Here is a 25624-nt window from a genome sequence, read left to right as displayed (position 1 = left end):
ATGGGGTGGTGTACTCGACCTGGAGGCAAGTAATATGGAAATGTTGTCCGGCGCCGAGATGGTCGTTCGATCGATGATCGACCAAGGCGTAAAACATATCTTCGGATACCCTGGCGGTTCAGTACTGGATATTTACGATGCGCTGCATGAGAAAAGCGACATTGAACACGTCCTCGTCCGCCATGAACAGGCAGCGGTGCACATGGCAGACGGTTATGCCCGTGCCACCGGTGAAGTCGGCGTAGTACTGGTGACATCCGGTCCCGGGGCAACCAATGCCGTCACCGGTATTGCGACAGCCTATATGGACTCCATTCCCCTCGTGGTCTTTTCCGGCCAGGTTATGAGTAACCTGATCGGCAACGATGCCTTCCAGGAGTGCGATATGGTCGGGATTTCCCGTCCGGTCGTTAAGCACAGCTTTCTGGTCAAGAACCCGGAAGAGATCCCAGAGATCATCAAAAAAGCCTTCTATATCGCCTCAAGCGGCCGTCCCGGCCCTGTGGTGATCGATATACCCAAAGATATGCTCAATCCGGCGGAGACCTACCCGTACAAATATCCGGAATCGATCGGTATGCGCTCTTATAGCCCGACAACTCAGGGCCACAAGGGGCAGATCAAGCGTGGTATCAGGGCGTTGATGGCTGCGAAGAAACCCGTGCTGTATATCGGCGGTGGAGCTATTATGGCCGATTGCGGTGAGCAAATTCTGAAACTGGCAGAGTCTTTGAATCTGCCGGTAGTTAATACCCTGATGGGGCTGGGTGCTTTTCCCGGGACGCACAAAAACTGCCTGGGCATGTTGGGGATGCACGGTACCTATGAAGCCAATATGGCGATGCATAATTCGGATTTGATTTTCGGTATCGGGGTACGTTTTGACGACCGTACAACCAATAATGTCGCGAAGTACTGCCCGAATGCGACCATCATGCATATCGATATTGACCCGTCATCAATTTCCAAGACGGTGGGGGCTGATATACCCATCGTCGGCTCGGCCGATACGGTATTGAACACTATGCTGAAGATGCTCGACGATCAGGATGCCTGTAATGATAAGGAAGCTATCGACAGCTGGTGGAGTGAGATTGAATCATGGCGGGCGCGTAAGTGCTTAAGCTATGACACCAACAGTGAGCGCATTAAGCCACAGCAGGTGATTGACGTGCTTTACAAGCTGACTAATGGTGATGCTTATGTTGCCTCTGATGTCGGCCAGCACCAGATGTTTGCTGCGCTTTACTATCCGTTCGATAAGCCGCGTCGCTGGATTAACTCCGGCGGTCTGGGAACCATGGGCTTCGGCCTGCCAGCTGCGATGGGGGTCAAGTTTGCCCTGCCGGATGCTGAGGTAGTGTGTGTCACAGGTGACGGCAGTATCCAGATGAATATCCAGGAGCTGTCGACAGCCCTGCAATATGATATCCCGGTGAAAATTATTAACCTTAACAACCGGTTCCTGGGGATGGTGAAGCAGTGGCAGGACATGATTTATCAGGGACGTCACTCTCATTCATATATGGATTCAGTGCCGGACTTTGCGGCTATTGCCGAGGCTTACGGGCACGTGGGAATGCGGATTTTCGATCCGGCGAAGTTAGAGAGCGAGCTGGAAAAAGCTCTGGCGATGAAAGATAAGCTGGTGTTTATCGATATCAGTGTTGATGAAACAGAGCATGTTTATCCGATGCTGATCCGGGGTGGCTCTATGAGTGAAATGTGGCTAAGTAAAACGGAGAGAACATAATGCGCAGAATTATATCAGTACTACTGGAAAATGAATCGGGCGCATTATCTCGGGTTGTCGGCCTGTTTTCTCAGCGAGGCTATAACATTGAATCACTGACAGTGGCACCGACGGATGATCCGACCTTGTCCCGCCTTAACATCACTACCAACGTAGATGATGATGCGGCATTGGAGCAGATTGAGAAGCAGTTGCATAAACTGATTGATATCCTCAAGGTCAGCAATGTTACGGAAAACGAGCACGTTGAACGTGAACTGATGTTGGTGAAGCTAAAAGCCAGCGGTTTTGCCCGGGCGGAGGTGAAGCGGACTGCGGATATCTTCCGGGGGCAGATTGTTGATGTGACTAGCCAGATTTACACCGTTCAGCTGGCGGGAACCAGTGACAAGCTGGATGCCTTTATTGACGCGGTTGGCGAAGCAACGGAGATTGTGGAACTGGCGCGCAGCGGTGTGGTTGGGATTGCACGCGGGGAGCGAGCCCTGAAAGCATAACCCTTTTTCTGTATCGATTATCGAACCGATTGAAAAGCCCTGCTCAGGCGTGTTCTGAGCAGGGCTTAATTTTGCACCTAAGAGCGTCATACTCCGGTTGTGATTAGACTAAAGTCTAATAGAAGGTGGTGGAATTCAGCTGGTAACGAAAGGTTATATTCCTGTCATTAGGCTTTGTTAAGCTTGCGATACAAAGCTGTACCACCGGATGTTTGAAGTAGGAGTATGGCGATGATGAATCAATTCTTGGCACGCCTGGCCACCCTGACGCTTGTTCTGTTGGGCTTTCATGTCAGTGCTATTTATTTCTTGTTGGCCGTCTTGCTGTTAAACACCCACCACAAAGAGATTTTCTGGTAATTCTAGATTGTGTGTGGGTGGAAAGTGTTTTGTCGAACTTGGTTATTTGCAGCTCCAGCCTGACAGACTTAAAGATAAGCTTTGATCATCTCAACTGCCCGCTGGGAGTGTTCGTCCAACAAAGCTAGTGCTTGTTCGCTGTTTCGGCTCAGTAGCGCTTTCATCATCGCTTCATGCTCACCATTGTCATGGTAGCGTTCTTCGTAATGACGGTTTCGACACACCCAGATATGGCGGTAGCGTTCAATCTGCTCATAGACTTCCCGGTAAAGATCCAGCATTACAGGTGAGTAGCTGCCTTCCAGCAAGGCAAGGTGGAATTGGCTGTGGCGCTCTTCCCATTCACTCAAGTCGACATCAGCTTCTGCCGGATTGATTCGACAGAGCTTATGGAAGCTGGTCAGGATGTTGAGCTCCCAGGATTCGTCGCCATTTTCGATTGCCCGTTTCAACAAAACTTTAGACAGTACCAGATTCGTTTCAAACAGATCTTCCAGTTCAACGATAGAAACCGGAGCGACCCAGCAGCCTTTTTGCGGGGTAAAGTTGACGTATTTTTTCCATGATAGTTGGACAAGGGCTTCCCTGATGGGAGATGCGCCAACATCGTAGCGGGATTTCAGATCTGCAACAACAAGCTTTTGTCCCGGAGCGAGTTCACCGAGTAAGATGTCTTGTCGAATCATTTCCATAACTTGATTGGTTAATGTGGGACTAGACACTGCATTCCTCATTATTATTGTTTCTTTCCTCAGACAGCGATGCCAAAGGAGGATGGTTCAGTAGCTGACTGCAATCAGGGGGTGATGCAGGCACTGCTTAACGGTATCTTTCTACCTTACTTCGCAAGTAATGGTTATGCTTTCAGGGGATTTTGTTGCGGGTGAGTATACGCTCGAAAAAAGAGGGGAGCGACAGACAAGCTGTGGAATTGTGAGTGGCGTTTTGCCTTGTGCGGGTTTAAGCATAAAAAAACGGGAGCCGAATGGCTCCCGTTTGTGATTTGGCTTATGGCCGATAGCTTACAGTACGTGTACAGAAGCTGTATTAGTTGTACCTGATGGTACTAGTGCGCCAGATACCATAACAACGATATCGCCTTTTGCACCCAGGCCAGTTTCAAGAGCAAGCTCTTTGCCGCGTCCGTAGAACGCGTCAGTGTTTTCAATTGAATCAACAACAACTGGAGTTACACCTTTAGACAGTGCAAGCTGAGCTGCAGTCTTAGTGTTAGTTGTTACTGCAAGGATGTTTGCAGTTGGGAAGTATTTACGTACAGAACGTGCAGACTTACCAGCTTCAGTTGCAACAACGATTAGAGGTGCACTTAGTTTTTCAGCAGTGTCTACAGCACCTTTACATACAGCTTCTGTGATGCGAAGACGTGGGCTGTCCAGGCGAGAACCCAGTTCTGCTTTAAGAGCTTTATCAGTACGCTCACAGATTTGAGCCATGATAGTTACAGCTTCGATTGGGTATTTACCCTTCGCAGATTCACCAGAAAGCATTACTGCATCAGTACCGTCCATGATTGCGTTCGCAACGTCACCCGCTTCTGCACGAGTTGGACGTGGGTTCTTGATCATAGAATCAAGCATCTGAGTAGCAGTGATAACTACTTTACGAGCACGGTTACATTTCTCGATCATCATCTTCTGAGCGAAGATAACTTCTTCAACCGGGATTTCAACACCCAGGTCACCACGAGCAACCATGATGCCGTCAGAAGCTTCTAGGATAGCGTCGAAGTTATCAACACCTTCCTGGTTTTCGATCTTAGAGATGATCTGAATGTTTTCGCCGCCGTTTGCGTTTAGCAGTGCACGGATTTCTTTAACGTCTTCAGCTTTACGGATGAAAGATGCCGCAACGAAGTCAACGCCTTGCTCACAACCGAACTTAAGGTCAGCTTTGTCTTTTTCTGCAAGAGCAGGAAGGTTTACAGAAACGCCTGGTAGGTTAACACCTTTGTTTTCACCCAGGTCACCGTTGTTAAGTACTTTACACTTAACTTCAGTGTCAGTAGTTTCAAGTACTTCCATCTCGATTAGACCATCGTCAACCAGGATAGTGTTACCTTTAGTCAGGTCTTTTGCGAAACCTGGGTAAGTAACAGCTACGCGGTCTTGGTTACCGATAACAGAAGTGTCAGTAGTGAAAGTGAATTCCTGGCCAGCAACCAGAGAAAAGTCCTGACCGTTTTCCAGTTTGATAGTACGGATTTCAGGACCTTTAGTGTCCAGCAGGATAGCAAGTTGTTTGCCAGTCTCTGCCATTACTTCACGCAGGTTGCTGATGCGCTGACCGTGCTCTGCGAAGTCACCGTGCGAGAAGTTAAGACGCATAACGTTCATACCAGCGTTAGCCAGCTTAGTTAGCATCTCTTTAGATTCAGTTTTAGGTCCAATCGTACATACGATCTTAGTCTTTTTCATTGAGGATTGTCTCCGGACGAACTTTTACCCAAGGGAAATTTGAATCACAGTGTTATACCTGAAAAAGATGTTCCATTTATGTTGAAATACACCTACAAATTGAGGAGTAGATCAAACATTTGTAACTTCCTTTGACCGGTAAGCGGTGATAATACAAATTTTTTACAAAAATATTGCCTTATGAAAGCATTGGGTGCTTTCATAAGGCAGCACTTGTACACATTATTTCCTGGTTCTATCCCTCCCAGTATGCTGTCATCCAATCATGACATGAATGTGTCAGCCCTTACATAAAATTGCCCGGCGAACAAGGCCTAGAGTATAGCACGGCTCAACTCTTTTATCACCTTGTGATAACACGCAAAAATTTCACATGTTGCGGCAAATGAGGGTGAAATTATCTACATAATTCACAGAAAAGTTTTGTTATTTATCAATTGTGGGCGAAGTTTTCCGGTAAAAGGATTTATTTTTGAGTGTGAAATAAATCCATGCATCTGATTGTTTATGGGAGTGAATTCTTTGTTTCTTACACGGTGCAATAAGTGCGGAATGAGAGTCTCTGCAAATGAGAATTGATGGTGGGTGTTTATGTGTTTTCGAAGCGGATGTGATTTTTTTGTGGGAATAAAAAAAGCTTATGGATTTCTCCATAAGCTTTTCTTTTGAGTCTGGTGGCCCCTCGCAGACTTGAACTGCGGACCAAGCGATTATGAGTCGCCTGCTCTAACCACTGAGCTAAGGGGCCAGTGTGCGGGAAATTATATGAGAAGGTCTGGCTCTTGTCTAGCGAATAAAGTGATTGTTTTGTCTGCTTTTTAAGCACTCAAAGTAAAGAACACCTTAAAATGGGAAAAAGCTAACGTATTGATATTTGAAGATATCATGACGAATAAAAAAGCGAGCCATGAGGCTCGCTTTTAAGATTGTGTCAAAGGTGAGGTTTACTCGTCCAGGAAGCTGCGCAGTACGTCTGAGCGGCTTGGGTGGCGAAGCTTACGCAGGGCTTTGGCTTCGATCTGACGGATACGCTCACGGGTAACGTCGAACTGCTTACCAACTTCCTCAAGGGTGTGGTCAGTGTTCATGTCGATACCGAAACGCATGCGAAGTACTTTCGCTTCACGAGGTGTCAGGCCTGCCAGCACTTCGTTGGTCGCGGTGCGCAGGTTATCAGACGTTGCTGCATCCATTGGTAGCTGAAGCGTAGTATCTTCAATGAAATCACCCAGATGTGAATCTTCATCATCACCGATTGGGGTTTCCATTGAGATTGGCTCTTTGGCAATCTTCAGTACTTTACGGATCTTGTCTTCCGGCATTTGCATGCGTTCTGCCAGTTCTTCCGGCAATGGCTCACGGCCCATCTCCTGAAGCATCTGACGAGAGATACGGTTCAGTTTGTTGATGGTTTCAATCATGTGAACAGGGATACGGATAGTACGTGCCTGGTCTGCGATTGAACGAGTGATTGCCTGACGGATCCACCATGTTGCGTAAGTCGAGAACTTGTAACCACGACGGTATTCAAACTTATCAACAGCCTTCATCAGGCCGATGTTACCTTCCTGGATCAGATCCAGGAACTGCAGGCCGCGGTTGGTGTATTTCTTCGCGATCGAAATAACCAGACGCAGGTTGGCTTCAACCATTTCTTTCTTCGCACGGCGAGCTTTTGCTTCACCGATAGACATACGACGGCTGATGTCTTTGATACGCTCGATAGACAGGCCGGTTTCTTCTTCCAGCATGCGTAGCTTAACCACAGAACGGCGAAGCTCTTCTTCGTAGTTCTTAAGGCGTTCAGCGTATGGTTTACCAGAGTTTAGTGCTTCGTCGATCCAGTCAGTAGAAGATTCATTGCCGGCAAAAAGATTAACGAAGGTTTTCTTCGGCATCTTACTGTTGTCAACACACATACGCATGATTAGGCGTTCGTTAGTGCGAACACGATCCATCGAATCACGTAGTGAGCTAATCAGACGGTCAAACTGTTTCGGGATCAGGCGGAACTGCTTGAAGATGTCAGACAGCTCTTCAACCGCTACTTCAGTTCGTGCATCAGTACGGCCGTAAGTATTAATCGCGGTCGCCATTTTTTCGTAAGAATCACGAAGTTCCATGAACTTCTCACGAGCCAGCTCCGGATCGATACCGGTATCTTCTTCCGATTCTTCAGAGTCATCATCTTCTTCAAGATCTTTATCTTCATCTTCAAGATCTGTTTCGCTTAGCTCTGAACCGATGTGAGTTGCTGTTGGTGCTGCTGTTTCCTCTTCGTTAGGATCAACAAAACCAGAAATAATGTCAGTAAGACGAAGCTCGTCGGCTTCTACCTTGTCGAACTGTTCCAGCAAGTGGGAGATGGCTGACGGATATTCGGCAACTGAGCACTGAACCTGGTTGATACCATCTTCAATGCGTTTTGCGATATCAATTTCGCCTTCACGAGTAAGTAGTTCTACTGTACCCATTTCGCGCATGTACATGCGGACTGGATCGGTAGTACGGCCAATCTCGCTTTCTACACTAGAAAGTGCTTGAGCGGCGGCTTCAATGGCGTCTTCGTCCGCATTATCTTCAGTCATCATTAATTCATCGGCATCAGGGGCTGTTTCAACCACCTTAATACCCATGTCATTAATCATCTGAATAATGTCTTCCACCTGATCGGAATCAACGATGTCTTCCGGTAAGTGGTCATTTACTTCGGCGTAGGTCAGATAGCCTTGTTCTTTGCCTTTAGCGACAAGTAACTTAAGCTGAGACTGCGGATTTTGCTCCATAGACGATATCCAACTTCGGGTCTGAGTGAGAGTTTAGTATGCAGAAATGCAAACCTGTAAACTTAACAAATTTTTGAATTGTTGACTACTTACTAGCCGGGACGATTGAGTATCAGCAACTGCAATTCCCGCTTCTCTTCGACTGATAAGCCGACGGTGTTTGATTTAGCCTGCAACTTCTCGATTTGTTGTGTAACGCATTGATCGATAACTTTATCCATCGCGTCCATAAATACATCTAGAGTGTTGTCCTCGTCTTTTGCGAGGGGCAGTTGCCATGCGGCCAAACGGGCCATCATGTTCTCATTTTTGCTGCCACGCCAGGACTCTAGTAACTGGCCTGTAGTGATATTGGGGTTAATTCGGCATTTATCAACCACTGATATCAATAAATTTAGTCCAGGGACATCAATCCCTTCAAATGCGGCCATATCAAATTCCAGGCTTTCCACAAAGCCCGGATTCTGGACCAGCAGAGCAATGACATCGCGCATCGGGGTACGTTTGATGTTCTTTTGCAGCTGAACCGGCCGCTGGCTGTCATCTCGTTTCAGTTCGAGTCTGATCTGATCAGGTGGTAACCCTAAATTATAGCCCAATGTATTGAGTAGATACTCACGAAGTGTTTCACCGGCTACCTTTTCCAGTAGCGGTTTAGCCAGGGTTTTCAGTTTTGCCTTGCCTTCCCGGCTACTCATGTCGACTTGGGCTACCAGTGTGTTGAACATGAACTCTGACAGCGGCATCGCCTCATTGACCTGCTGTTCAAAACCTTCTTGGCCGTACTGACGGATATAGGTATCCGGATCCTCGCCGTCCGGCAGGAACATGAACTTAAGCTGGCGTCCGTCAGTCAGGTAGGGTAGTGCCTGCTCCATTGCCCGCCACGCTGCATCGCGACCTGCGCGGTCACCGTCATAGCAGCAAACCACGGTACCTGTCTGGCGGAACAAGGTCTGGATATGATCCCCGGTCGTTGATGTTCCCAGTGAGGCGACGGCATAGTCGACACCGAATTGCGCCAGGGCAACCACGTCCATATAACCTTCGACAACCAGAAGTTTTTCCGGTTCCCGGTGGGCTTGCAGTACTTCGTACAGGCCGTAGAGTTCACGGCCTTTGTGGAAGATCGGCGTTTCCGGAGAGTTTAGGTATTTCGGGGTGCCGTCACCCAATACACGGCCTCCGAAACCGATGACCCGTCCACGGCGATCATGGATCGGGAACATAACCCGGCCGCGGAAGCGGTCATAGCGGCGACCGTTATCGTTCTCGATCAACATACCCGCGGTAACCAGCGCCTGCTGGGCTTCCATATCGCGACCGAAGCGGTTGCGAACCTGGTCCCACTGATCAGGTACAAAACCGATATCGTATTTCTGAACGATTTCGCCAGATAATCCTCGTCCTTTCAGGTAATCCACTGCTACCTGGCCTTCCGGGGTGCGGAGCTGGGATTTATAGAACTGGGATATCTGCCCCATCATGTCGTACAGCCCGAGCTTTTCTTTGCTGCGAGCGCCGGGCTTGCCGCCACCGCTGCCTTGTTCGCGCGGTACTTCCAGACCAAGCTGCGAAGCCAGTTCTTCAATCGCTTCGACAAAATCAAGGCGATCAAATTCCATCACGAAATCAAGGACATTACCGTGGGCACCACAGCCAAAGCAGTGGTAGAACTGTTTTTCCTGGCTGACGGAGAACGAGGGGGTTTTCTCGTTATGGAAAGGGCAGCAGGCACCGAAGTTTTTGCCCTGCTTTTTCAGTTTCACCCGTGCATCAACTACATCCACAATGTCGTGGCGTGCGATGAGATCATCGATAAATGAACGGGGGATTTTTCCTGCCATAAAGAGAGTTTTACCTGATAAAACGTAAGTAATACCAAACGAAATAGCTATTTAGTGCATTTCACATAGCGATTTAGGTTGGTATCAGAGTGTAAAAATACCGGAAGCGAAATACGAACAAGCCGCGCACTCCTTATGGATAGCACGGCTTGCTGCTGAATTGGGTTAGTATTAGCTAAGTTTCGCTTTCACTAACTGGCTAACTTTACCCATATCGGCACGACCCTGAACCTGCGGTTTCAGTACGCCCATCAGCTTACCCATGTCTTGCATGCTGGTCGCTCCGGTAGAAGCTACTGCTTCATCCAGCAGAGCAGCGATTTCATCGTCGCTCAGTGGCTGAGGCATGAATTCTTCCAGAACTGCAATTTCAGCAAGTTCGACATCAGCAAGATCCTGACGACCTGCAGACTCATATTGAGCTACAGAATCTCGGCGCTGTTTTACCATTTTAGTCAGAACTGCCAGCACGTCGTCATCAGAAAGAGTAATCTTTTCATCAACTTCACGCTGTTTGATGGCAGCCATAGCTAAACGGATAGTACCTAGACGAGGCTTATCTTTAGCCTTCATCGCCGCTTTTTGTTCGTCTTTAAGACGTTCAATCAGAGTCATAACACGTTCCTTCTGTTAATCAGGCAGATTAGTACAGACGAACGCGACGCGCGTTTTCGCGAGCCAATTTCTTCAGGTGACGCTTAACAGCCGCTGCTTTAGCGCGCTTACGTACTGTAGTAGGTTTTTCGAAGTGTTCACGACGACGTACTTCAGAAAGGATACCTGCTTTCTCGCAAGAGCGCTTAAAACGACGTAGTGCTACGTCAAACGGTTCGTTTTCACGTACTTTGATTACTGGCATGTAATACTCACCTCAGAGTGATTCGGTTAACGCTGACGTTCAGTTAAGTGTCAGCTGATTAAAAATGGTGCGAAATTCTAATCTGATCTGGGTGCATTTGTAAAGCATTCTGCAACCCTGAACTGGTTAATTTCTGTCAAGGACTGTAGTATTGCCCCCAATTACCATAAGTATAGAGGTTGTTATGCGTATACTGGGCATCGAAACCTCCTGTGACGAAACAGGCGTTGCAATTTTCGATGATGAAAAAGGCCTACTGGCACACGAGCTATACAGCCAGGTAAAACTGCATGCTGATTACGGTGGTGTAGTACCTGAACTGGCGTCGCGTGACCATGTTAAAAAGACCATCCCGCTGGTGAAAGAAGCGTTGGCGAATGCCGGCCTGACACCGGCAGATCTTGATGGTGTTGCATACACCGCAGGTCCGGGCCTGGTCGGTGCGTTGCTGGTAGGTGCGACCATTGGCCGCAGCTTGGCATACGCATGGGATCTGCCTGCTGTAGCTGTCCACCATATGGAAGGCCACCTGTTGGCACCGATGCTGGAAGACAATCCGCCAGAATTCCCGTTTGTGGCATTGCTGGTTTCCGGCGGCCACACCATGATGGTGGAAGTAAAAGGGATCGGTGAGTACCAGATCCTGGGTGAGTCGATTGATGATGCAGCCGGTGAGGCATTCGATAAGACAGCCAAGCTGATGGGGCTGGATTATCCGGGAGGCCCGCTATTGTCTAAATTGGCAGAGAAAGGCACAAAAGGCCGCTTTAAGTTCCCGCGCCCGATGACAGACCGTCCGGGGCTGGATTTCAGCTTCTCCGGCCTGAAGACATTTGCTGCTAACACTATCCGTGATAACGGTGATGACGAGCAGACTCGTGCTGATATCGCGTTTGCTTTCCAGGAAGCAGTGGTTGATACCCTGGCGATTAAATGTAAGCGTGCCCTGAAGCAGACCGGTTTTAAGCGCCTGGTAATTGCAGGTGGTGTAAGTGCTAACAAATATCTGCGTCAGGAGCTGGAAAAGCTGATGACGGGAATGAAGGGCGAAGTGTTCTACCCGCGTACTGAATTCTGTACCGATAACGGTGCCATGATTGCTTATGCTGGTATGCAGCGCCTGAAGAACCAGGAAACGATGGATCTTGGTGTGAAGGCTTTCCCGCGCTGGCCGATTGATCAGCTGAAGCCTATCCGTGATTAATTACGGGATATGAAATATTAAAGGGCGGCCTTCTGGCCGCCCTTTTTGCATCTGTTGTTTCTATGGCTTGGAATTACGGGTGAATTTATTCCAGATTTTGCTCTCTTTGCCTTCAAGCAGGCGGCGGACGTTTTCGTGATGGCGAAAAACTATCAGGCAGGAGAGCATAGCTACCGGCATGGTGTATTCCGGCTTGACCCACCAGGTAAACATCGGTGCCATTAGCGCCGTGATCAGTGAGCCGAGCGATGAGTAGCCGCAAAGCAGAACCGTTAACAGCCAGGTACCGATGAGCATACCGCTCAGATCCCAGCCAATTGGCGCCAGGGCACCAAGAGCTGTTGCGACACCTTTACCGCCGCGGAAGTGAAAAAAGATCGGGTAGATATGGCCCAGGCAGGCGGCTATGCCAATGATCCCAAGCAGGAATGGGTTGATCCCGACGAAGTAACTGATCCAGACCGGTATCATGCCCTTGAGGATGTCACACACCAGTACCATTGCGGCCGCACTCCGTCCGCCAAGGCGAAGGACATTGGTGGCTCCCGGATTGCCAGAGCCGCTGTCACGGGGATCCGGAAGGTCGTAAAGACGACAAATCAGCACGGCACTTGAGATTGAGCCAAGCAGGTAGGCGCCAATGATGATCAGAAGAACAAGTGGTGTCATGCAAACTTCCAACGGCTGGTAACAGAGGTATCGTCGTTGCTTAAAATTGTTGCTGATTTTTACAGCAGTCTTTCATGTCGCCTCAGCACTCATGTGGTATAGTGCTCGCAATCTGTCCGCAGGGCTGATGCTGAGCGGGCGGGAGCGTCATGAATGTTGACGATTATGACCTGATAATACGCGTTTTTGCTCAAATTAGGTATCCGACCTCTAACAAAATTAGCGATTGAACATGGATTCAGTATTTATCGAACATCTTGAAGTCATCGCCACGATCGGAGTGTATGACTGGGAACAGACCATCAAACAGAAGCTGGTGCTGGATTTGGAGATGGCTCATGACAACCGCCAGGCAGCAGACACCGATGATGTGGCCTGGGCTCTTGATTATGCGGCGGTGAGTGATGCCGTGACAGAACATATTCAGAATGGCCGTTTTCTGCTGGTTGAGCGCGTGGCCGAGGAAGTGGCCAGCCTTATAATGACCAGATTCTCTGTGCCGTGGATCCGGGTTCGGGTTACCAAGCCGGGTGCGGTAGCGAATGCCCGAGGGGTAGGGGTACAGATTGAGCGGGGAAGCAAGTGACCACCGTTTATATCAGTATCGGATCCAATATCGAGCGGGAATACCATATTCGCGCGGCGGTTACCGAGCTGAAAACACTGGGAACCGGGATCGAGGTTTCCAGGATATTTGAAGCTGAACCTGTCGGGTTCAGCGGGCCTAACTTTTATAATTGTGTGCTGGCAATGGAAACCGCACTGCCGCTTGAGCATTTGCAGCAGAATTTAAAGCAGCTGGAACTTTCTTATGGCCGCGCACCTGATGCACAGAAGAACCAGAGCCGAACACTGGATTTGGATATTCTGCTCTATGGCGACTTGGTTCAGGATTGTGCTCCTCAGCTGCCGCGTTCCGATTTATATAAGTTTGCTTTTGTGCTGTTGCCGATGATGGAACTGTGTCCTGAACTGGAAATCCCCGGTGACGGACGGACGGTCAGTCAGCTGTGGCACGCTTTTGAAGATAATCAGGCATTGTGGCCTGTAGAAAGAATTGCAAGTTAAAGGATAGATAATGAGTCATTTTGAAGCCTTCGCACTGGCCCTGATCCAAGGGTTGACAGAGTTTTTGCCTATTTCGAGTTCGGCTCACCTTATCCTGCCATCCCAGATCTTGGGTTGGGCAGACCAGGGGCTGGCTTTCGATGTGGCAGTTCATGTTGGTACGCTGGCTGCGGTTATGGGATATTTCCGAAAGGAAGTGGTTACCTTGCTTTCTGCATGGCTGGGCTCGATTTTTAAAGGTCGTCGCTGTGCAGAAGCCAAACTGGCCTGGATGATTGTGCTGGCAACAATTCCGGCCTGTGTGTTTGGTCTGTTTATGAAAGATATTATTGAGCTTTACCTGCGTTCAGCGTGGGTGATTGCCGGTACCACTATCTTCTTTGGTCTGTTGCTTTGGTGGGTCGATGCCCGTGCAACTTTGCGAGCAGATGAATACCAGACAACCTGGAAGCAGTCCCTGTTCATCGGTCTGGCTCAGGCTGCTGCAATGATCCCGGGTACTTCGCGCTCAGGCGCAACAATGACAGCTGCTTTGCACTTGGGCTTTACCCGAGATGCTGCGGCACGCTTTTCTTTCCTGATGTCGATCCCGATTATTCTGCTGGCAGGTGGCTACCTGGGAATGAAACTGGTGACCAGTGGTGAGTCTGTTGATTTTGGCGGTTTGGGTATCGGTATTGCAGTGTCTTTTGTTAGTGCCTATGCATGTATCCATGTGTTCCTGAAACTGGTGACTCGCCTTGGTATGCTGCCATTCGTGATTTATCGCCTGTTACTGGGTGCTGGCCTGATTGCTTTCCTGCTGTCACATTAATCCTGTTTGAAAGCTCATCATAATTTGAAATAAGAAAAGCCCGGCAACAAATGCCGGGCTTTTTGTGCTAAGTACAAGTTTGAATTGAACAACTGAATTTTGATTAGCGCAAATCGGACAGACAGTCGCTCACAGCTTCTGTACGGCGCAGGGCCAGTTGTTCTTTGATCTCTTTGCCCTTAAAGCCAGCTTCGACAATTGGCTTTACAGCCACATTTTGAGCAGCAGCGAAAGCTGCTAATAGTATCTCGGCCTGAGGGTATGCATCGTCTTCATGGCCTGTGCGACCACGGACATCGGCATGACAGCAGAGCGCCAGTTGTTCCATGCGTTCTGGTTTACGCCAGGCATCCGTCTGATCAAATATTTTGATGAAAGTGCCCGGGCGCAGTTCATTCGCTTTATGGACTTTCGTATGCTGAGCACAGACTACCAGAGCAAGATCGCGGTAGTCATTCGGGATTCGAAGTCGCTGGCAAAGCGCTCTGATAGCATCTAGCCCGGTCTGGCAATGGTGGTGATGGCTTGGCCATTCTTCTTTCGGAGTCAGGGCTTTACCCAGATCATGCACTTGAGCGGCAAAGCGGATAACCGGGTCGTTGCTCAGGCGAGCTGCCTGTTCTGCCACCATTAGGGTGTGTATTCCGCAGTCGATTTCCGGGTGCCATTGTTCCGGCTGCGGTACACCAAACAGGGTATCAAGTTCAGGCATGATAACGCCAAGGGCGCCACATTGCCTCAGTACCTTCAGAAAAACGTCCGGGTTAGCAGTGGACAGGGCTTTTTCCCACTCTTTCCAGACTCGCTCAGGCGTCAGGGCACTAAGTTCACCGGCGACCACCATTTCCTGCATAAGGGCCATGGTTTCCGGCGCAACGGTAAAGCCGAGGTGAGCAAAGCGGGCTGCAAATCGGGCAACGCGAAGAACCCTTAGTGGATCTTCAATAAAGGCTGGTGATACATGGCGAAGCTGCTTGTTTTCCAGATCATGCTGGCCGTTGTATGGGTCGATCAAGTGACCGTCTTCTGCCTGGGCTATAGCATTGATGGTCAGATCCCGTCGCATCAGATCCTGTTCCAGAGTGACATCTGGTGCTGAATAACAGGTAAATCCGGTGTAACCGCGGCCTGACTTACGTTCGGTTCGGGCCAGGGCATGCTCTTCTTTGGTTTTCGGGTGGAGGAACACCGGAAAGTCGCTGCCGACCTGGCTGTAACCCAGATCCAGCATTTGCTGCGGAGTGGCGCCTACCACAACCCAGTCTTTGTCTTTTACTGTCAGTCCCAGTAGCGCGTCACGGACTGCGCCACCGACAAGATAGGTCTGCAAGCTTTACTCCTTTGATATAAATACAGCAAATCACAAGGTCTCATTGGTAACCTTTGCGTTATAGATCGCTTCAATACGGTCTCAGGGTATACAATCTTGAGTAGCAAAGGTAATTTAATTCCACAAATATATTACAGCTCTGAGAAAGAAGGAATTTAGCGGGGCAGGTATCAATAAAACAGGTGCAAGAGTATATAAGGCATGTACACGGATTATTTCGGGATTACTGAATCACCATTTTCAATCGTACCCAGCGCTCGGTTCCTCTATCTCAGTGAGCGCCATCGGGAAGCACTGACCCATATGCTCGCGAGCCTGTCTGGCGGCGGTGGTTTTGGGTTGCTGACAGGAGAGGTCGGCACCGGTAAGACAACTGTGCTACGGGCGCTGGTCTCGCGATTGCCGCAGGAAACTCAGGTTGCGATTATTCTTAATCCGGCTTTGTCTGCCCATGATTTGCTGGCCACTATTTGTGATGAGCTGGGTGTTGATTATCCTGAGGATGCCAGTTTCAAGGTCCTGACGGATCGTATTTACCAACACCTGCTGACTAACCACAGTGCAGGAAAACAAACTCTGCTGCTGGTTGATGAAGCCCAGCATTTGATGCCGGATGTACTTGAACAGCTGCGTCTTCTGACAAACCTGGAGACGGACAGTCGTAAGTTGCTGAAGGTGGTGCTGGTGGGGCAGCCCGAGTTACAGCAGCTGCTGCAACAGGAGCGATTGCGCCAATTGGCCCAGCGGATCACCTCTCGTTACCATCTGTTGCCGCTGACGCCTGAAGAAGTCGATGAATACATTAACTATCGCCTCAGAGCCGTAGATTGCCTGTATAAGGTGTTTGAGCCTGCATTGACCCGCCAGATAGCCAAGGCTACTCACGGTATTCCGCGTTTGATAAACCTTGTTTGTGACAAAGCGATGCTGCTGGCCTGTCAGCAGTCAACACATCAGGTCAGTAAGGCGATTGTCAGCCAGGCCTGTGATGAAGTGCTGAACTGGCAGTTACCAACGGCTGAGCCGCAAGCTATCGGTAATAGCGCTGCGGGAGATCGTACACTTCGCTGGGGTGGTGCTCTGCTGCTGGGCGGATTGTTATCTGCGGGTATCTGGTACTGGCAAGGGATGCCGATTCCATCTCCAGCTTCTGCAACTCAGGATTTAGCTCTTACAGCTTCGTCGCAGAAGGTCATTACTCAGCCCGCCCCCCAAGTCATAATGGCTCCGGAGCCTGAGGCTGTGAAGAAAAAAGTGCCGACAGATCCGTTGGCCGACTGGCATCATCTGGTGGAGCAAAGTCGCTCTGAGCGCCAGGCGATGCAGACCCTTTATCGCTTGTGGGGGTACGAAACCCGGCTGAATGAAGCCAATTGTGAGACCAGTTCGCGGATTGAGTTAAGCTGCCATCAGAGTAAAGGCAGTCTTGAGCAGCTGAGTATCATTAATCGTCCGGTTATTTTACCTCTGAAGGAGAGTGGGCAGCCTGAGTTTTACGCCGTGCTGTATGCTCTCAATGATGACAGCGTTGAGCTGCTGTTGGGAGGGAAACGCATCGCAGTGGAATATGACTGGTTTAATGCCCGCTGGCAACAGAATTACACTTTGCTGTGGCGCCCGCCACTCGGTGATAAGAGCGCTATTCGGTATGGTCAGCAGGGCCCTCGGGTACAGTGGCTGAACCAGCAACTGAGCTTGCTGCTCGGAGAGTCGGTATCGCAGGCTGGGCGTTTTGATCAGGTTCTGCTGGACAAGCTGCGCCGTTTCCAGCGGGCTCAAGGGTTGGCTGCTGACGGTATTGCTGGACCGCGGACCTTAATGGTTATCGATTCGGCTCTTAATTTACCTGGTCCGACACTGCAACCGGAGAAAAGTTAATGTCCAACCTACTTAATGCGATTCAGCAGTCAGAGCAGCATCATCAGGTGTACACTTCACGTCCTGCTCAGCAATTTAAAGCTGTTGCTGGTTCTCGTTCGCTGTCTTCCTGGTTGTTACCGGCTTTGCTGGTAATGGTCCCTGTTGCAGGAACGCTCGCGTATGGCCAATGGCACTCTCAGGTTCAGCGTGAATCGGTTTCAGACGTCGCGGCATTGGCTGTAAAGGCTGACGTTGTTGCCGTACCTGTAATTGAATCGGCCCCGGTTGTTGCAACAGCGTTGGTGGCGGACACCAGTAAGCCAGAAGTGTTGAATACCGGTGAAGGTATGATTCGGGTATTACCGTATCCTGAGCTGATGACTGAGCCTCTGCCTTCAGTTAATCGCCGTTTGTCCCGCCAGATCACACAGCGAACTGCTCAGCCTGTCGTTACAATGCCTGATACAGTTTATGGTCAGAACCCGATATCAAATCAGAGCGAGATGAAGGTGGTGTCATCACAGCCGGCAAAGAATGGGTGGGATCTCGATAAGCTGGATTATTCTGAGCTTTCTCCACAGCTAGCAGAGCAGCTTAAATCTGCTATTGCTGCAACGGATAATGTAGTGGATGAAGAGCCGGATACCTTGCCGTCTGAGTTGCTTAATACGACTTCGACGCCATCAGCTAAGTCAGAGGTAAAACCTGTTGCACTTGGTGATTTGCCAGTGTCAGTACAAAACCGGATCCCGTCATTGAACTTCCAGACTCATATCTTTTCGTCGACGGCTGATAGTCGTTGGGTGAAGGTGAATGGTCGTGAGGCCTTTGAAGGGGATGAGATTGCGCCCGGTGTCGTGTTACGCCGGATTGAACCTCGACAGGTAGTGTTTGATTTTGAGTCTTATCTGGTTTCTATGCCGGCATTGTCAGAATGGTAAGACTGAGAACCTCAGAGAAGAGACAAAAATGGCAGCCACCTGGCTGCCATTTTTTATATTCGTTTTTGCCCGATAGAGAGCTTATGCCCAGCCGTTGTTGCGCTTGCGGCGGCGAGGGATAAGGTGCGGCAGGATCAGACCAAACAGCAAACCTGCGCCGGCAACCATACCGCCGTAGGTGAACCACTTCATTAGCAGGTCATCTTTCTGAGTATCGATTTTAGCGCGTAGCTCACGGATTTCAGCCTGAGATGACATTAGCTGCTCGTTCAGCTGGTTGTTCTGAGATTCAAGCTCTGCGATTTGATCGGTACGGATCTGCAGTGAGCTCTTCAGGCTAGCCATTTTCTCATCACCGGAAGACTGAGCTTCAGCCAGTGCTGCTTTTACTTCACTTAGTTCTTTTTCCAAAGCAGGGTAGCGCTCTTTCAGGCCCTTTTGCTTTGAGATGTAATCAGAGTTAACCCAGCCGGTACGGCCGCGGTCATCAGTGATTTTGCTAAAGCCGCTTTCTTTGTTGGTTTCCTGCAAAGTCACTTTAGTACCGGAGTTAACGCTGCCGATAATACGGTACTGAGTGCTCGGGCCCCTGTGCATGTAAGTAAACAGGTCGTCAGAGATATAACGAACCTGTGCAGCTTTCACCGGTAGGGCCAGCACGGTGCAAGCGAGTAATAGGATGCTGATTAGATGCTTCACAATTTAGTCCTTGAGGAGCCTGTATTCTGTCTGAACACAAATACTATGAACTTTGTGCCTCGGGTGCAAGAAAAGAGGGAGGCTAAGCCTCCCTCTTTTGAACCTGTCCCACTTTTAACCGAAGACGGCTTGCATCACATAGAAGAAGATGACGGCAAGCAGAGCACCGGCAGGCAGGGTAACAACCCAAGAAGCAACAATGTTGCGAACTACACCCAGGTTAAGGGCGGCAATACCTCGGGCGAAACCTACACCCAGTACGGCACCAACCAGAGTTTGGGTCGTTGAGATTGGCAGACCTGTACCTGATGCCAGTACTACAGTCGATGCTGTTGCAAGCTGAGCGGCGAAACCGCGGCTTGGTGTCAGTTCTGTAATGCCGGTACCAACTGTTGCCATTACTTTATGACCCAGAGTTGCCAGACCTACGACAATACCGACACCGCCAAGCGGTAGGATCCACCATGCGATTTCACTTTTCGCGGCGATCTCACCCATGTGCTCGACAGTTGATGCAACTGCTGAAAGTGGACCGATCGCGTTAGCAACGTCATTTGAACCGTGGGCAAAAGCCATGGCACAAGCGGTAACAACCATAAGCAGGCTGAATACACGTTCAACACCGGCATAACCGTTACTGTCAACGGACGTACCGTCATCAGTGTATTTACGGCCGATGTAGAAGTAACCGAACAGCATAACAATAGCTGAAATCGCTACAGATGCCGCCCAGGCTTCACCGCTGGATAGGTGCAGACCTACGTGCTTCAGACCTTTCTTAATAGTTACCAGGGCAATGACCATCGCCGTGATGAACATGTATACAGGTACAAAGCGCTTGGCGTTCGCCAGCGGGTTGTCAGTATCAAAAATCAGGCGCTGGGCACTGATGAAAATCAGGTAGGCAAAGAGGCCTGAGATGAACGGAGTAATAATCCAACTACCGACGATACCCTGAACAGAGCTCCAGTCGACAGCCTCAGTACCAACAGAAACGCACGCAAAACCGATGATGGCACCGATGATTGAGTGTGTTGTAGATACAGGCCAACCCATGTAAGACGCTACAAGCAGCCAGGTACCGGCTGCCAGCAAAGCTGACATCATACCGTAAACCAGAATTTCTGGTTGTGCTGCATAGTGTGAAGTCTCAATTACACCCTTACGGATGGTGTCTGTTACTTCACCGCCAGCCAGATAAGCACCGGCAAATTCAAAAATCATCGCAATGATGATTGCCTGTTTAACAGTTAGCGCTTTGGAGCCTACAGATGTCCCCATGGCATTGGCAACGTCGTTCGCACCAATACCTACGGCCATTAAAAAACCAAAAAAAGCCGCCACCATGATAATCACGGTGCCGTAATTAGCCAGGATTTCCATTGTAAAACCTTGTTTTTATTAAACTCTCTAGTTTAAGAGCGCGATAGCATGATCTCTAATCGCGAGCCGACACGTTGTGCCTGATCAGCGATGCTACCGACCCACTCGAGAATTTTGTACAGGAACATGACATCCACCGGACTATATTGGTCTTCGATGGACATGAGTTGTTGACGTAATTGAATCTGCATGGTGTCTGTGTCGTCTTCGATCACATCCAGCTGATTAATCATTTCAGCAACCAGAGTCACTTCCCTGCCTTTAAAGCCGGTTTCCAGCAATTCATCCAGCTCGTTAATAACACGGCTAGCCTGATTGGCTGCATCAAGGCAACGTTGGACGTAGGCAATGAAATCCGGGTATAGCTCATCAGGAATACGCAGCTGACGACCAAGGACTCGACCAGCGATGTCTTTGGACAGGTTAGCAAGCTTATCCTGCTGTGTCAGAAGGCCAAGCATGTCAGTACGATCTACTGGCATGAAAAGACCACGGGGTAGTTTAAGGCGGATCTCACGCTTCAACACATCCGCATCTTTTTCAAGCTGCGAGATCTGTTCGCGTAAGGTGGTTGCTTTGTCCCAATCGCCGGCGTGACACGCCTCGAAAAAAGGAACAAGCAATTCGCAACACTCTGTTACACGAGTAACATGACGTTGCAGCGGTTTGATTGGGGATTTAGCAAAGAGCCCCATAATTGTATTTACTGGCATAGCCGATCAACCTAAAGAGTGCCGTACAAGGCTAAATCTTGAGCGATGGTCATTGAGGCGCGCATGTTAACGTATAAGTCAGTATAGTGGAACTAATTTCGATCAAGGTTTTGTCGATATTTCGTGCTTGCCCCGAAACGAAATTGGAAATATGCTTGGTTTGCCACTGTTTATAGGTATAACTATGGAAACCGAGATAGAACTGAAGTTTTTCGTCTCACCAGACTTTTCGAGTCAATTATTACGCAAAATATCTGAAGCGAAAATACTGCAGCAAAGTAGTCGAATGTTAGGTAATGTCTACTTCGACACCCCAGACCAAATACTTCGCCAGCACGATATTGGCCTTCGGGTCCGTCGCTTTGACGATGTTTTTGTTCAGACCCTGAAAACAGCGGGACGAGTGGTAGCAGGATTGCACCAGCGTCCGGAATACAATGCTGAAGTCAGCGGTAATGATCCAGATCTTTCCCTTTATCCGGCCGATGCATGGCCCGGAGATATTGATGTTGCCTTGGTGCAGCAACAATTAGCTCCACTTTTCTCTACCGACTTTGAGCGTCAGCAGTGGCTTATTGCCATGCCGGACGGCAGTCAGATTGAACTGGCGTTCGACCAGGGGGAAGTTAGTGCTAATGGCAAGACCTGTCCGATTTGCGAAGTGGAGCTGGAACTGAAATCCGGCCAGACTGATGCATTATTTATCCTTGCCCGTGAATTGTGTGCTGATGGTGGCATGCGTCTTGGAAACCTGAGTAAGGCGGCCCGTGGCTACCGTCTGGCATCTGGTTACCAGGGAGACGAAGTCAAACCTATGCAGTTTGTACCGGTAAAGACAGATGACAGTGTTGAGTCTGTGTTTGTTCAAACGCTCGAACACGCGCTGGCTCACTGGCACTACCATGAGCAGATTTATGTTGAGCGTCAGGAGCAGGCTGCACTGAACCAAATTCATCAGGCACTGACGCTAATTCGCCAGACACTGGTCATGTTCGGCGGTATGATTCCGCGTCGAGCCAGTGCTTTACTGCGTCAGGAGCTGAATTGGCTCGAAGGCGAGCTTGAATGGCTTGATGAGTTTGCCAGCATTGATCATCTGCTGGCAGAAAAAGGGCATGCTCTTAAAAAGCTCAATGCCCGTAAGGCGTTGATGAAACAGCTTAAAGCCCGACAGGAAGAACTGCCGGAAACAGATGAAGTACTGGAGCTATTTGAATCAGCTCGTTACTGTGGCCTGCTGCTTGATCTGAGCCGTTGGATTCTGAGCCGTGGCTGGCAGCCGTTCCTGGATGATAAAGCCCGAGCTCGTTTGGCAAAGAATATTAAGGAGTTTGCTGATAATGTATTGGCCCGCTCCTGGGAAGAACTGGCTGAAGTGTTCCCTGTCCAGCGTCAGCTGGGACGGGTTGATTATTTAGATCAACAGCCGCGTTTAACCCGTAACCTGATGAGTGGCCTGTGCTTCGCGAAACTCTATGACGAGGAGAAACGTTCAGGCTTCAGGTTGCCGTGGCTTGATTTGCTGCGCGGTATTGAAGACTTACGTCATCTGGAACCGATCAGACTTCTGCTGGAACAACAGGACGATGAAGATCGCTGCCAGATAGAAAAATGGCTGTCTCGTCAGGAAGAATCATTGCTTCATGCCATGGAGCAAACTCGTCTGAATGGTATTGAACAGGCACCTTACTGGCCGTGATGTCAGACTGAATGTCGAATAAGGTTACTAAAAACGCCCCGCACTGTTGCGGGGCGTTTTTTTATTCTTGCAATTCGTGCTTATTGCGGTTGGTTTTTTGTTTTTCGATAGCCTGTTGATTGAGCTGGCTCTCCAGGCGGGTGAGGCGCTCAATCATCTGTTGCTGGTTTTGCAGCATTTGCTGCCACTCTTCTTCATGTCTGCGTGCTTGTTGTTCTTTCTTTTTAGCCGGATCAGAAATGATTGAGCTGATCAGGCCTGCCACCATACCGAATAACCCGACACCGCAGATGATGATGACAGCTGCCAGAGTCTTGCCAAAGACGGTAACTGGATAATGGTCGCCATAGCCGACGGTTGAGATGGTCACCAGTACCCACCAGATTGCGTCTCCGGCTGAGTGGATATTCGCCTCGGGATCGCTGCCTTCAAATAACAGCATCAGTGCAGAGCCGACAGTGACCAGTACCGTCAGGAGCAGGAAAATGGAGGCGATGGTTGCTTCACGGCGGTTACGACGAATGTGGTTGATAACCTGCTGGCCGGAGCGGATCAGCCTTATCACTCTGAATATTTGCACGACCCGGGCAAAGCGGACCGGCTCGATAACCGGGATGCTGGCAATAAAATCTGGCCAGTGGTGTTTAAGGTAATCTTTCCTGTCGTTACTACGGATCAGGTCGGTAAGAAGCTGGCACCAGAAAAGCAGGCAGATGAAAGAGTCAAGACCGAGGAACAGTGAATAAATGCCTTCACTTCTTGGAATAAATATTAAGCTTGTCACAATCGCTAGTGAGACAAAAGATAATACTAGGGCCATTAGGCTCATGGGATTGAGTTCGTGTTTGATGGCGTCGATCTTTTTCATCATTAAATTTTTGCAATAGCATGCCGACATATAGAATAGCAGCTATTGTTTTGGGCAAAAAAATAAATCACAACATTATATTAGTTTCGGCAGGAGACGGGGGTCTCTTACTGTCGACAATAAGCGGAACAATAGCGCTGCAGGCTATTAGCTTCCCGAGCAATAAAATCGCCTCTCTTAGTACAAGTTGCTGGAAGGCGGTAACAATTTAATATGGAGATTCCAAATGGCGAGGATGGTGTTCAAACCATGGGAAAAAGGGCTGACGAATATCCGGTTGGTGCCAAAGTTAGTGCTGTTGATGGTGTTCAGTACGGTTTTGCTGATAGGTAAACAACTGTGGGACGCCAACACCTTTTACCAGTCGGTGATTGAAATTCAGCAGGATCGCTCGAAAGAGCTGGCCGAGGTCAATGCGGCAATGCTGAAAACATTCCTCGCTCAGGGGGAATCAGGTAAAGCAATGGCTGAAAAAGCTGTGTCGGCACAGGTTGGCAGCTTGAAAAACGACGCTTACCTTTACCTGGTTGAGCGCGACAGCGGCAAAGTAATTGGACACCCTCAGGCCCGCACGCTCCGTGATTTGAACTCCCCGCTAGAAAACGGGACATCCCTTTCCGGCTACCTCAGCCAACTTTCCGGCTCTTCCGGCTTTGTTTTCGATAATCAGGAGCGGTTTGAATATGCTGTCGAACTGTCGCAGTGGAACTGGCTGGTGGTGGCATCGCAGCCGGCATCAGAAGCTGAAGCTTATCACGGCGCTTACCTGGTTCAGGTTGCTTGGCAGACCGGCTTAATGATAATCGCTTTTGTGGTGATTCTGCTGAGTGGTTCTAGTGTCATGCTGCGCCAGACCCGTTACCTTGCTGACAGTATTCAGTTGCTTGCTGCGCGTAACCTTTCTGAGCCGATTGATATGGACTGTGGTGATGAATACGGCGATCTGGCTCGTGAGCTGGAGAAGACCCGAATCCAGCTGCATGATGTTATCCGCAGTCAGCGTGATGCTGCTTCTGAATTGTCAGGCCTGGCGGAAATCATGTCGATCAGTATGGCGGAAACCAAAGAGTCTTCTCAGGAAGAGTTCAATGAAGTTGATCAGCTGGCATCAGCGATGAGCGAGATGACCTCGACGGTTCAGACGGTCGCTGATCACGCCCGTGAAGCTTCGGAAGCTACGGAAGGAACGTCGGTTCAGGCTAAGCAGGGGCAGCAGTTTGTTTCTGAAACCATTGGCACCATTAACCAGCTTTCTCAGGATATCAGCCAGTCGGCCAATGCCGTTAGCCAGGTTGAAGATCGTGTCGAGCAGATTGGCAGTGTCATCGTTACCATCCAAAGTATCTCTGAGCAGACCAACCTGTTGGCTCTGAACGCTGCGATTGAAGCGGCCCGTGCCGGTGACGCCGGTCGTGGTTTTGCCGTGGTTGCCGATGAAGTTCGAAATCTTGCCCAGCGCACTCAAACGGCGACGGTCGAAATCCAGGAAATGATTTCCCAGTTGCAGAACAGCGCTCAACAGGCTGTTGGTCTGATGGAGCAGAGTGTAGTTGAAGCCGCAGAAGGGGTTGAACTGGTTACCAATGCTGGTGGCGAGCTGGATAAGATCGTGGATCAGGTTCAGCGGATTAATGATATGAACTTCCAGATTGCTTCAGCTGCTGAGCAGCAGAGCACCGTGGCTGATGAAATGAGCCAGAACCTGACTAATGTTCGTGAACTGGTTGAAGCGTCAGTAGTGGTGGTATCTGAGTTGTCAGAGACTTCAGATATGGTGCAGAACCATGCCACTGAACTGGAAGGTAAGATTCAGGCTTTCCACATCTGATTTGAGTTACG

General features: G+C 49.5%; 23 protein-coding genes and 1 tRNA gene. 11 read left to right on the top strand and 13 right to left on the bottom strand.

Features of this window, described 5'->3' with window-relative positions; translation table 11 throughout:
- Nucleotides 1-34 precede the first annotated feature (34 nt).
- The 3 genes from AACQ93_RS15105 (at nucleotide 35) to AACQ93_RS15095 (ending at nucleotide 2610) form a co-directional block, all read left to right on the top strand.
- Entirely contained in the window at nucleotides 35-1753 is a 1719-nt protein-coding gene (locus tag AACQ93_RS15105) for an acetolactate synthase 3 large subunit (RefSeq protein ID WP_064605971.1), read from the top strand.
- Nucleotides 1753-2250 carry an acetolactate synthase small subunit gene (gene ilvN, locus AACQ93_RS15100; protein ID WP_064605969.1) on the top strand — a complete coding sequence of 166 codons (498 nt, stop codon included), beginning with the start codon at nucleotides 1753-1755 and terminating at the stop codon, nucleotides 2248-2250. The genes AACQ93_RS15105 and ilvN overlap by 1 nt, the downstream gene beginning before the upstream one ends.
- Nucleotides 2251-2481: 231 nt before the next feature.
- Nucleotides 2482-2610, top strand: a complete 129-nt coding sequence (locus AACQ93_RS15095) for a hypothetical protein (protein WP_255377157.1) — start codon at nucleotides 2482-2484, stop codon at nucleotides 2608-2610.
- Between the two features lie 68 nt (nucleotides 2611-2678).
- Here AACQ93_RS15095 and AACQ93_RS15090 read toward each other — a convergent pair whose 3' ends face one another.
- From AACQ93_RS15090 to rpsU, 7 genes are all read right to left on the bottom strand, one after another.
- Nucleotides 2679-3344 carry a GntR family transcriptional regulator gene (locus AACQ93_RS15090; protein WP_198160134.1) on the bottom strand — a complete coding sequence of 222 codons (666 nt, stop codon included), beginning with the start codon at nucleotides 3342-3344 and terminating at the stop codon, nucleotides 2679-2681.
- 288 nt (nucleotides 3345-3632) lie between these two features.
- The gene (gene pykF, locus AACQ93_RS15085; RefSeq protein ID WP_007467610.1) at nucleotides 3633-5045 is read right to left on the bottom strand and encodes a pyruvate kinase PykF; all 1413 of its coding nucleotides are present in this window, start codon (nucleotides 5043-5045) and stop codon (nucleotides 3633-3635) included.
- Nucleotides 5046-5717: 672 nt separating this feature from the next.
- Nucleotides 5718-5793: transfer RNA gene (locus AACQ93_RS15080), tRNA-Ile, on the bottom strand.
- A 196-nt stretch (nucleotides 5794-5989) separates the two neighbouring features.
- On the bottom strand, nucleotides 5990-7831 hold the full coding sequence (gene rpoD, locus AACQ93_RS15075; protein ID WP_007467611.1) for an RNA polymerase sigma factor RpoD: 1842 nt from the start codon (nucleotides 7829-7831) through the stop codon (nucleotides 5990-5992).
- A gap of 92 nt (nucleotides 7832-7923) precedes the next feature.
- Nucleotides 7924-9678: a DNA primase gene (gene dnaG / locus AACQ93_RS15070; RefSeq protein ID WP_064605965.1), complete on the bottom strand. Its 1755-nt coding sequence runs from the start codon at nucleotides 9676-9678 to the stop codon at nucleotides 7924-7926.
- A gap of 171 nt (nucleotides 9679-9849) precedes the next feature.
- On the bottom strand, nucleotides 9850-10293 hold the full coding sequence (locus AACQ93_RS15065) for a GatB/YqeY domain-containing protein (RefSeq protein ID WP_007467615.1): 444 nt from the start codon (nucleotides 10291-10293) through the stop codon (nucleotides 9850-9852).
- Between the two features lie 28 nt (nucleotides 10294-10321).
- Nucleotides 10322-10537, bottom strand: coding sequence for a 30S ribosomal protein S21 (gene rpsU / locus AACQ93_RS15060; protein WP_005301411.1), 216 nt, complete (start codon nucleotides 10535-10537; stop codon nucleotides 10322-10324).
- A gap of 184 nt (nucleotides 10538-10721) precedes the next feature.
- Here rpsU and tsaD point away from each other — a divergent pair, with 184 nt between their 5' ends.
- Nucleotides 10722-11741, top strand: coding sequence for a tRNA (adenosine(37)-N6)-threonylcarbamoyltransferase complex transferase subunit TsaD (gene tsaD / locus AACQ93_RS15055; protein ID WP_064605963.1), 1020 nt, complete (start codon nucleotides 10722-10724; stop codon nucleotides 11739-11741).
- Nucleotides 11742-11801: 60 nt separating this feature from the next.
- On the opposite strand, the gene plsY is transcribed toward tsaD, so the two are convergent.
- Nucleotides 11802-12410 (bottom strand): glycerol-3-phosphate 1-O-acyltransferase PlsY, encoded by a 609-nt coding sequence (plsY, locus tag AACQ93_RS15050; RefSeq protein ID WP_064605961.1) that lies wholly within the window; start codon nucleotides 12408-12410, stop codon nucleotides 11802-11804.
- 232 nt (nucleotides 12411-12642) lie between these two features.
- On the opposite strand from plsY, the gene folB reads away from it, so the two are divergent.
- From folB to AACQ93_RS15035, 3 genes are read left to right on the top strand one after another with little or no spacing between them, the layout of a single operon-like run.
- On the top strand, nucleotides 12643-12996 hold the full coding sequence (gene folB, locus AACQ93_RS15045; RefSeq protein WP_064605959.1) for a dihydroneopterin aldolase: 354 nt from the start codon (nucleotides 12643-12645) through the stop codon (nucleotides 12994-12996).
- The gene (gene folK / locus AACQ93_RS15040; protein ID WP_064605957.1) at nucleotides 12993-13478 is read left to right on the top strand and encodes a 2-amino-4-hydroxy-6-hydroxymethyldihydropteridine diphosphokinase; all 486 of its coding nucleotides are present in this window, start codon (nucleotides 12993-12995) and stop codon (nucleotides 13476-13478) included. Before folB ends, folK begins: the two co-directional genes overlap by 4 nt.
- 10 nt (nucleotides 13479-13488) lie before the next feature.
- Entirely contained in the window at nucleotides 13489-14292 is an 804-nt protein-coding gene (locus AACQ93_RS15035; protein ID WP_064605955.1) for an undecaprenyl-diphosphate phosphatase, read from the top strand.
- Nucleotides 14293-14395: 103 nt separating this feature from the next.
- Here AACQ93_RS15035 and AACQ93_RS15030 read toward each other — a convergent pair whose 3' ends face one another.
- Nucleotides 14396-15622 (bottom strand): multifunctional CCA addition/repair protein, encoded by a 1227-nt coding sequence (locus AACQ93_RS15030; RefSeq protein ID WP_064605950.1) that lies wholly within the window; start codon nucleotides 15620-15622, stop codon nucleotides 14396-14398.
- Between the two features lie 201 nt (nucleotides 15623-15823).
- Here AACQ93_RS15030 and AACQ93_RS15025 point away from each other — a divergent pair, with 201 nt between their 5' ends.
- Nucleotides 15824-17500: an ExeA family protein gene (locus tag AACQ93_RS15025; RefSeq protein ID WP_084419178.1), complete on the top strand. Its 1677-nt coding sequence runs from the start codon at nucleotides 15824-15826 to the stop codon at nucleotides 17498-17500.
- The gene (locus tag AACQ93_RS15020) at nucleotides 17500-18423 is read left to right on the top strand and encodes a general secretion pathway protein GspB (RefSeq protein ID WP_064605948.1); all 924 of its coding nucleotides are present in this window, start codon (nucleotides 17500-17502) and stop codon (nucleotides 18421-18423) included. Before AACQ93_RS15025 ends, AACQ93_RS15020 begins: the two co-directional genes overlap by 1 nt.
- Before the next feature lie 81 nt (nucleotides 18424-18504).
- On the opposite strand, the gene AACQ93_RS15015 is transcribed toward AACQ93_RS15020, so the two are convergent.
- From AACQ93_RS15015 to AACQ93_RS15005, 3 genes are all read right to left on the bottom strand, one after another.
- Entirely contained in the window at nucleotides 18505-19122 is a 618-nt protein-coding gene (locus AACQ93_RS15015; RefSeq protein ID WP_064605946.1) for a TIGR04211 family SH3 domain-containing protein, read from the bottom strand.
- A 114-nt stretch (nucleotides 19123-19236) separates the two neighbouring features.
- Nucleotides 19237-20505, bottom strand: coding sequence for an inorganic phosphate transporter (locus tag AACQ93_RS15010; RefSeq protein WP_007467650.1), 1269 nt, complete (start codon nucleotides 20503-20505; stop codon nucleotides 19237-19239).
- Between the two features lie 32 nt (nucleotides 20506-20537).
- Complete coding sequence (locus AACQ93_RS15005) at nucleotides 20538-21218, bottom strand: TIGR00153 family protein (protein WP_007467652.1); 681 nt, start codon at nucleotides 21216-21218, stop codon at nucleotides 20538-20540.
- A 184-nt stretch (nucleotides 21219-21402) separates the two neighbouring features.
- On the opposite strand from AACQ93_RS15005, the gene AACQ93_RS15000 reads away from it, so the two are divergent.
- A complete protein-coding gene (locus AACQ93_RS15000) occupies nucleotides 21403-22917 on the top strand; it encodes a CYTH and CHAD domain-containing protein (protein WP_064605944.1) in 1515 nt (504 codons plus the stop codon).
- Nucleotides 22918-22978: 61 nt separating this feature from the next.
- On the opposite strand, the gene AACQ93_RS14995 is transcribed toward AACQ93_RS15000, so the two are convergent.
- Nucleotides 22979-23785 carry a potassium channel family protein gene (locus AACQ93_RS14995; protein WP_064606746.1) on the bottom strand — a complete coding sequence of 269 codons (807 nt, stop codon included), beginning with the start codon at nucleotides 23783-23785 and terminating at the stop codon, nucleotides 22979-22981.
- 226 nt (nucleotides 23786-24011) lie between these two features.
- Between AACQ93_RS14995 and AACQ93_RS14990 the strand changes: the two genes are divergently transcribed.
- Nucleotides 24012-25613: a methyl-accepting chemotaxis protein gene (locus tag AACQ93_RS14990; protein WP_064605942.1), complete on the top strand. Its 1602-nt coding sequence runs from the start codon at nucleotides 24012-24014 to the stop codon at nucleotides 25611-25613.
- Nucleotides 25614-25624: the final 11 nt, after the last annotated feature.

The sequence above is a fragment of the Photobacterium sp. J15 genome, from assembly GCF_963870815.1.
In the GTDB taxonomy this organism is placed as follows: Bacteria; Pseudomonadota; Gammaproteobacteria; order Enterobacterales; family Vibrionaceae; genus Photobacterium; species Photobacterium marinum.
Note: the sequence above shows the minus strand (reverse complement) of the source record. Positions and strands in the feature narration are given on the sequence as shown.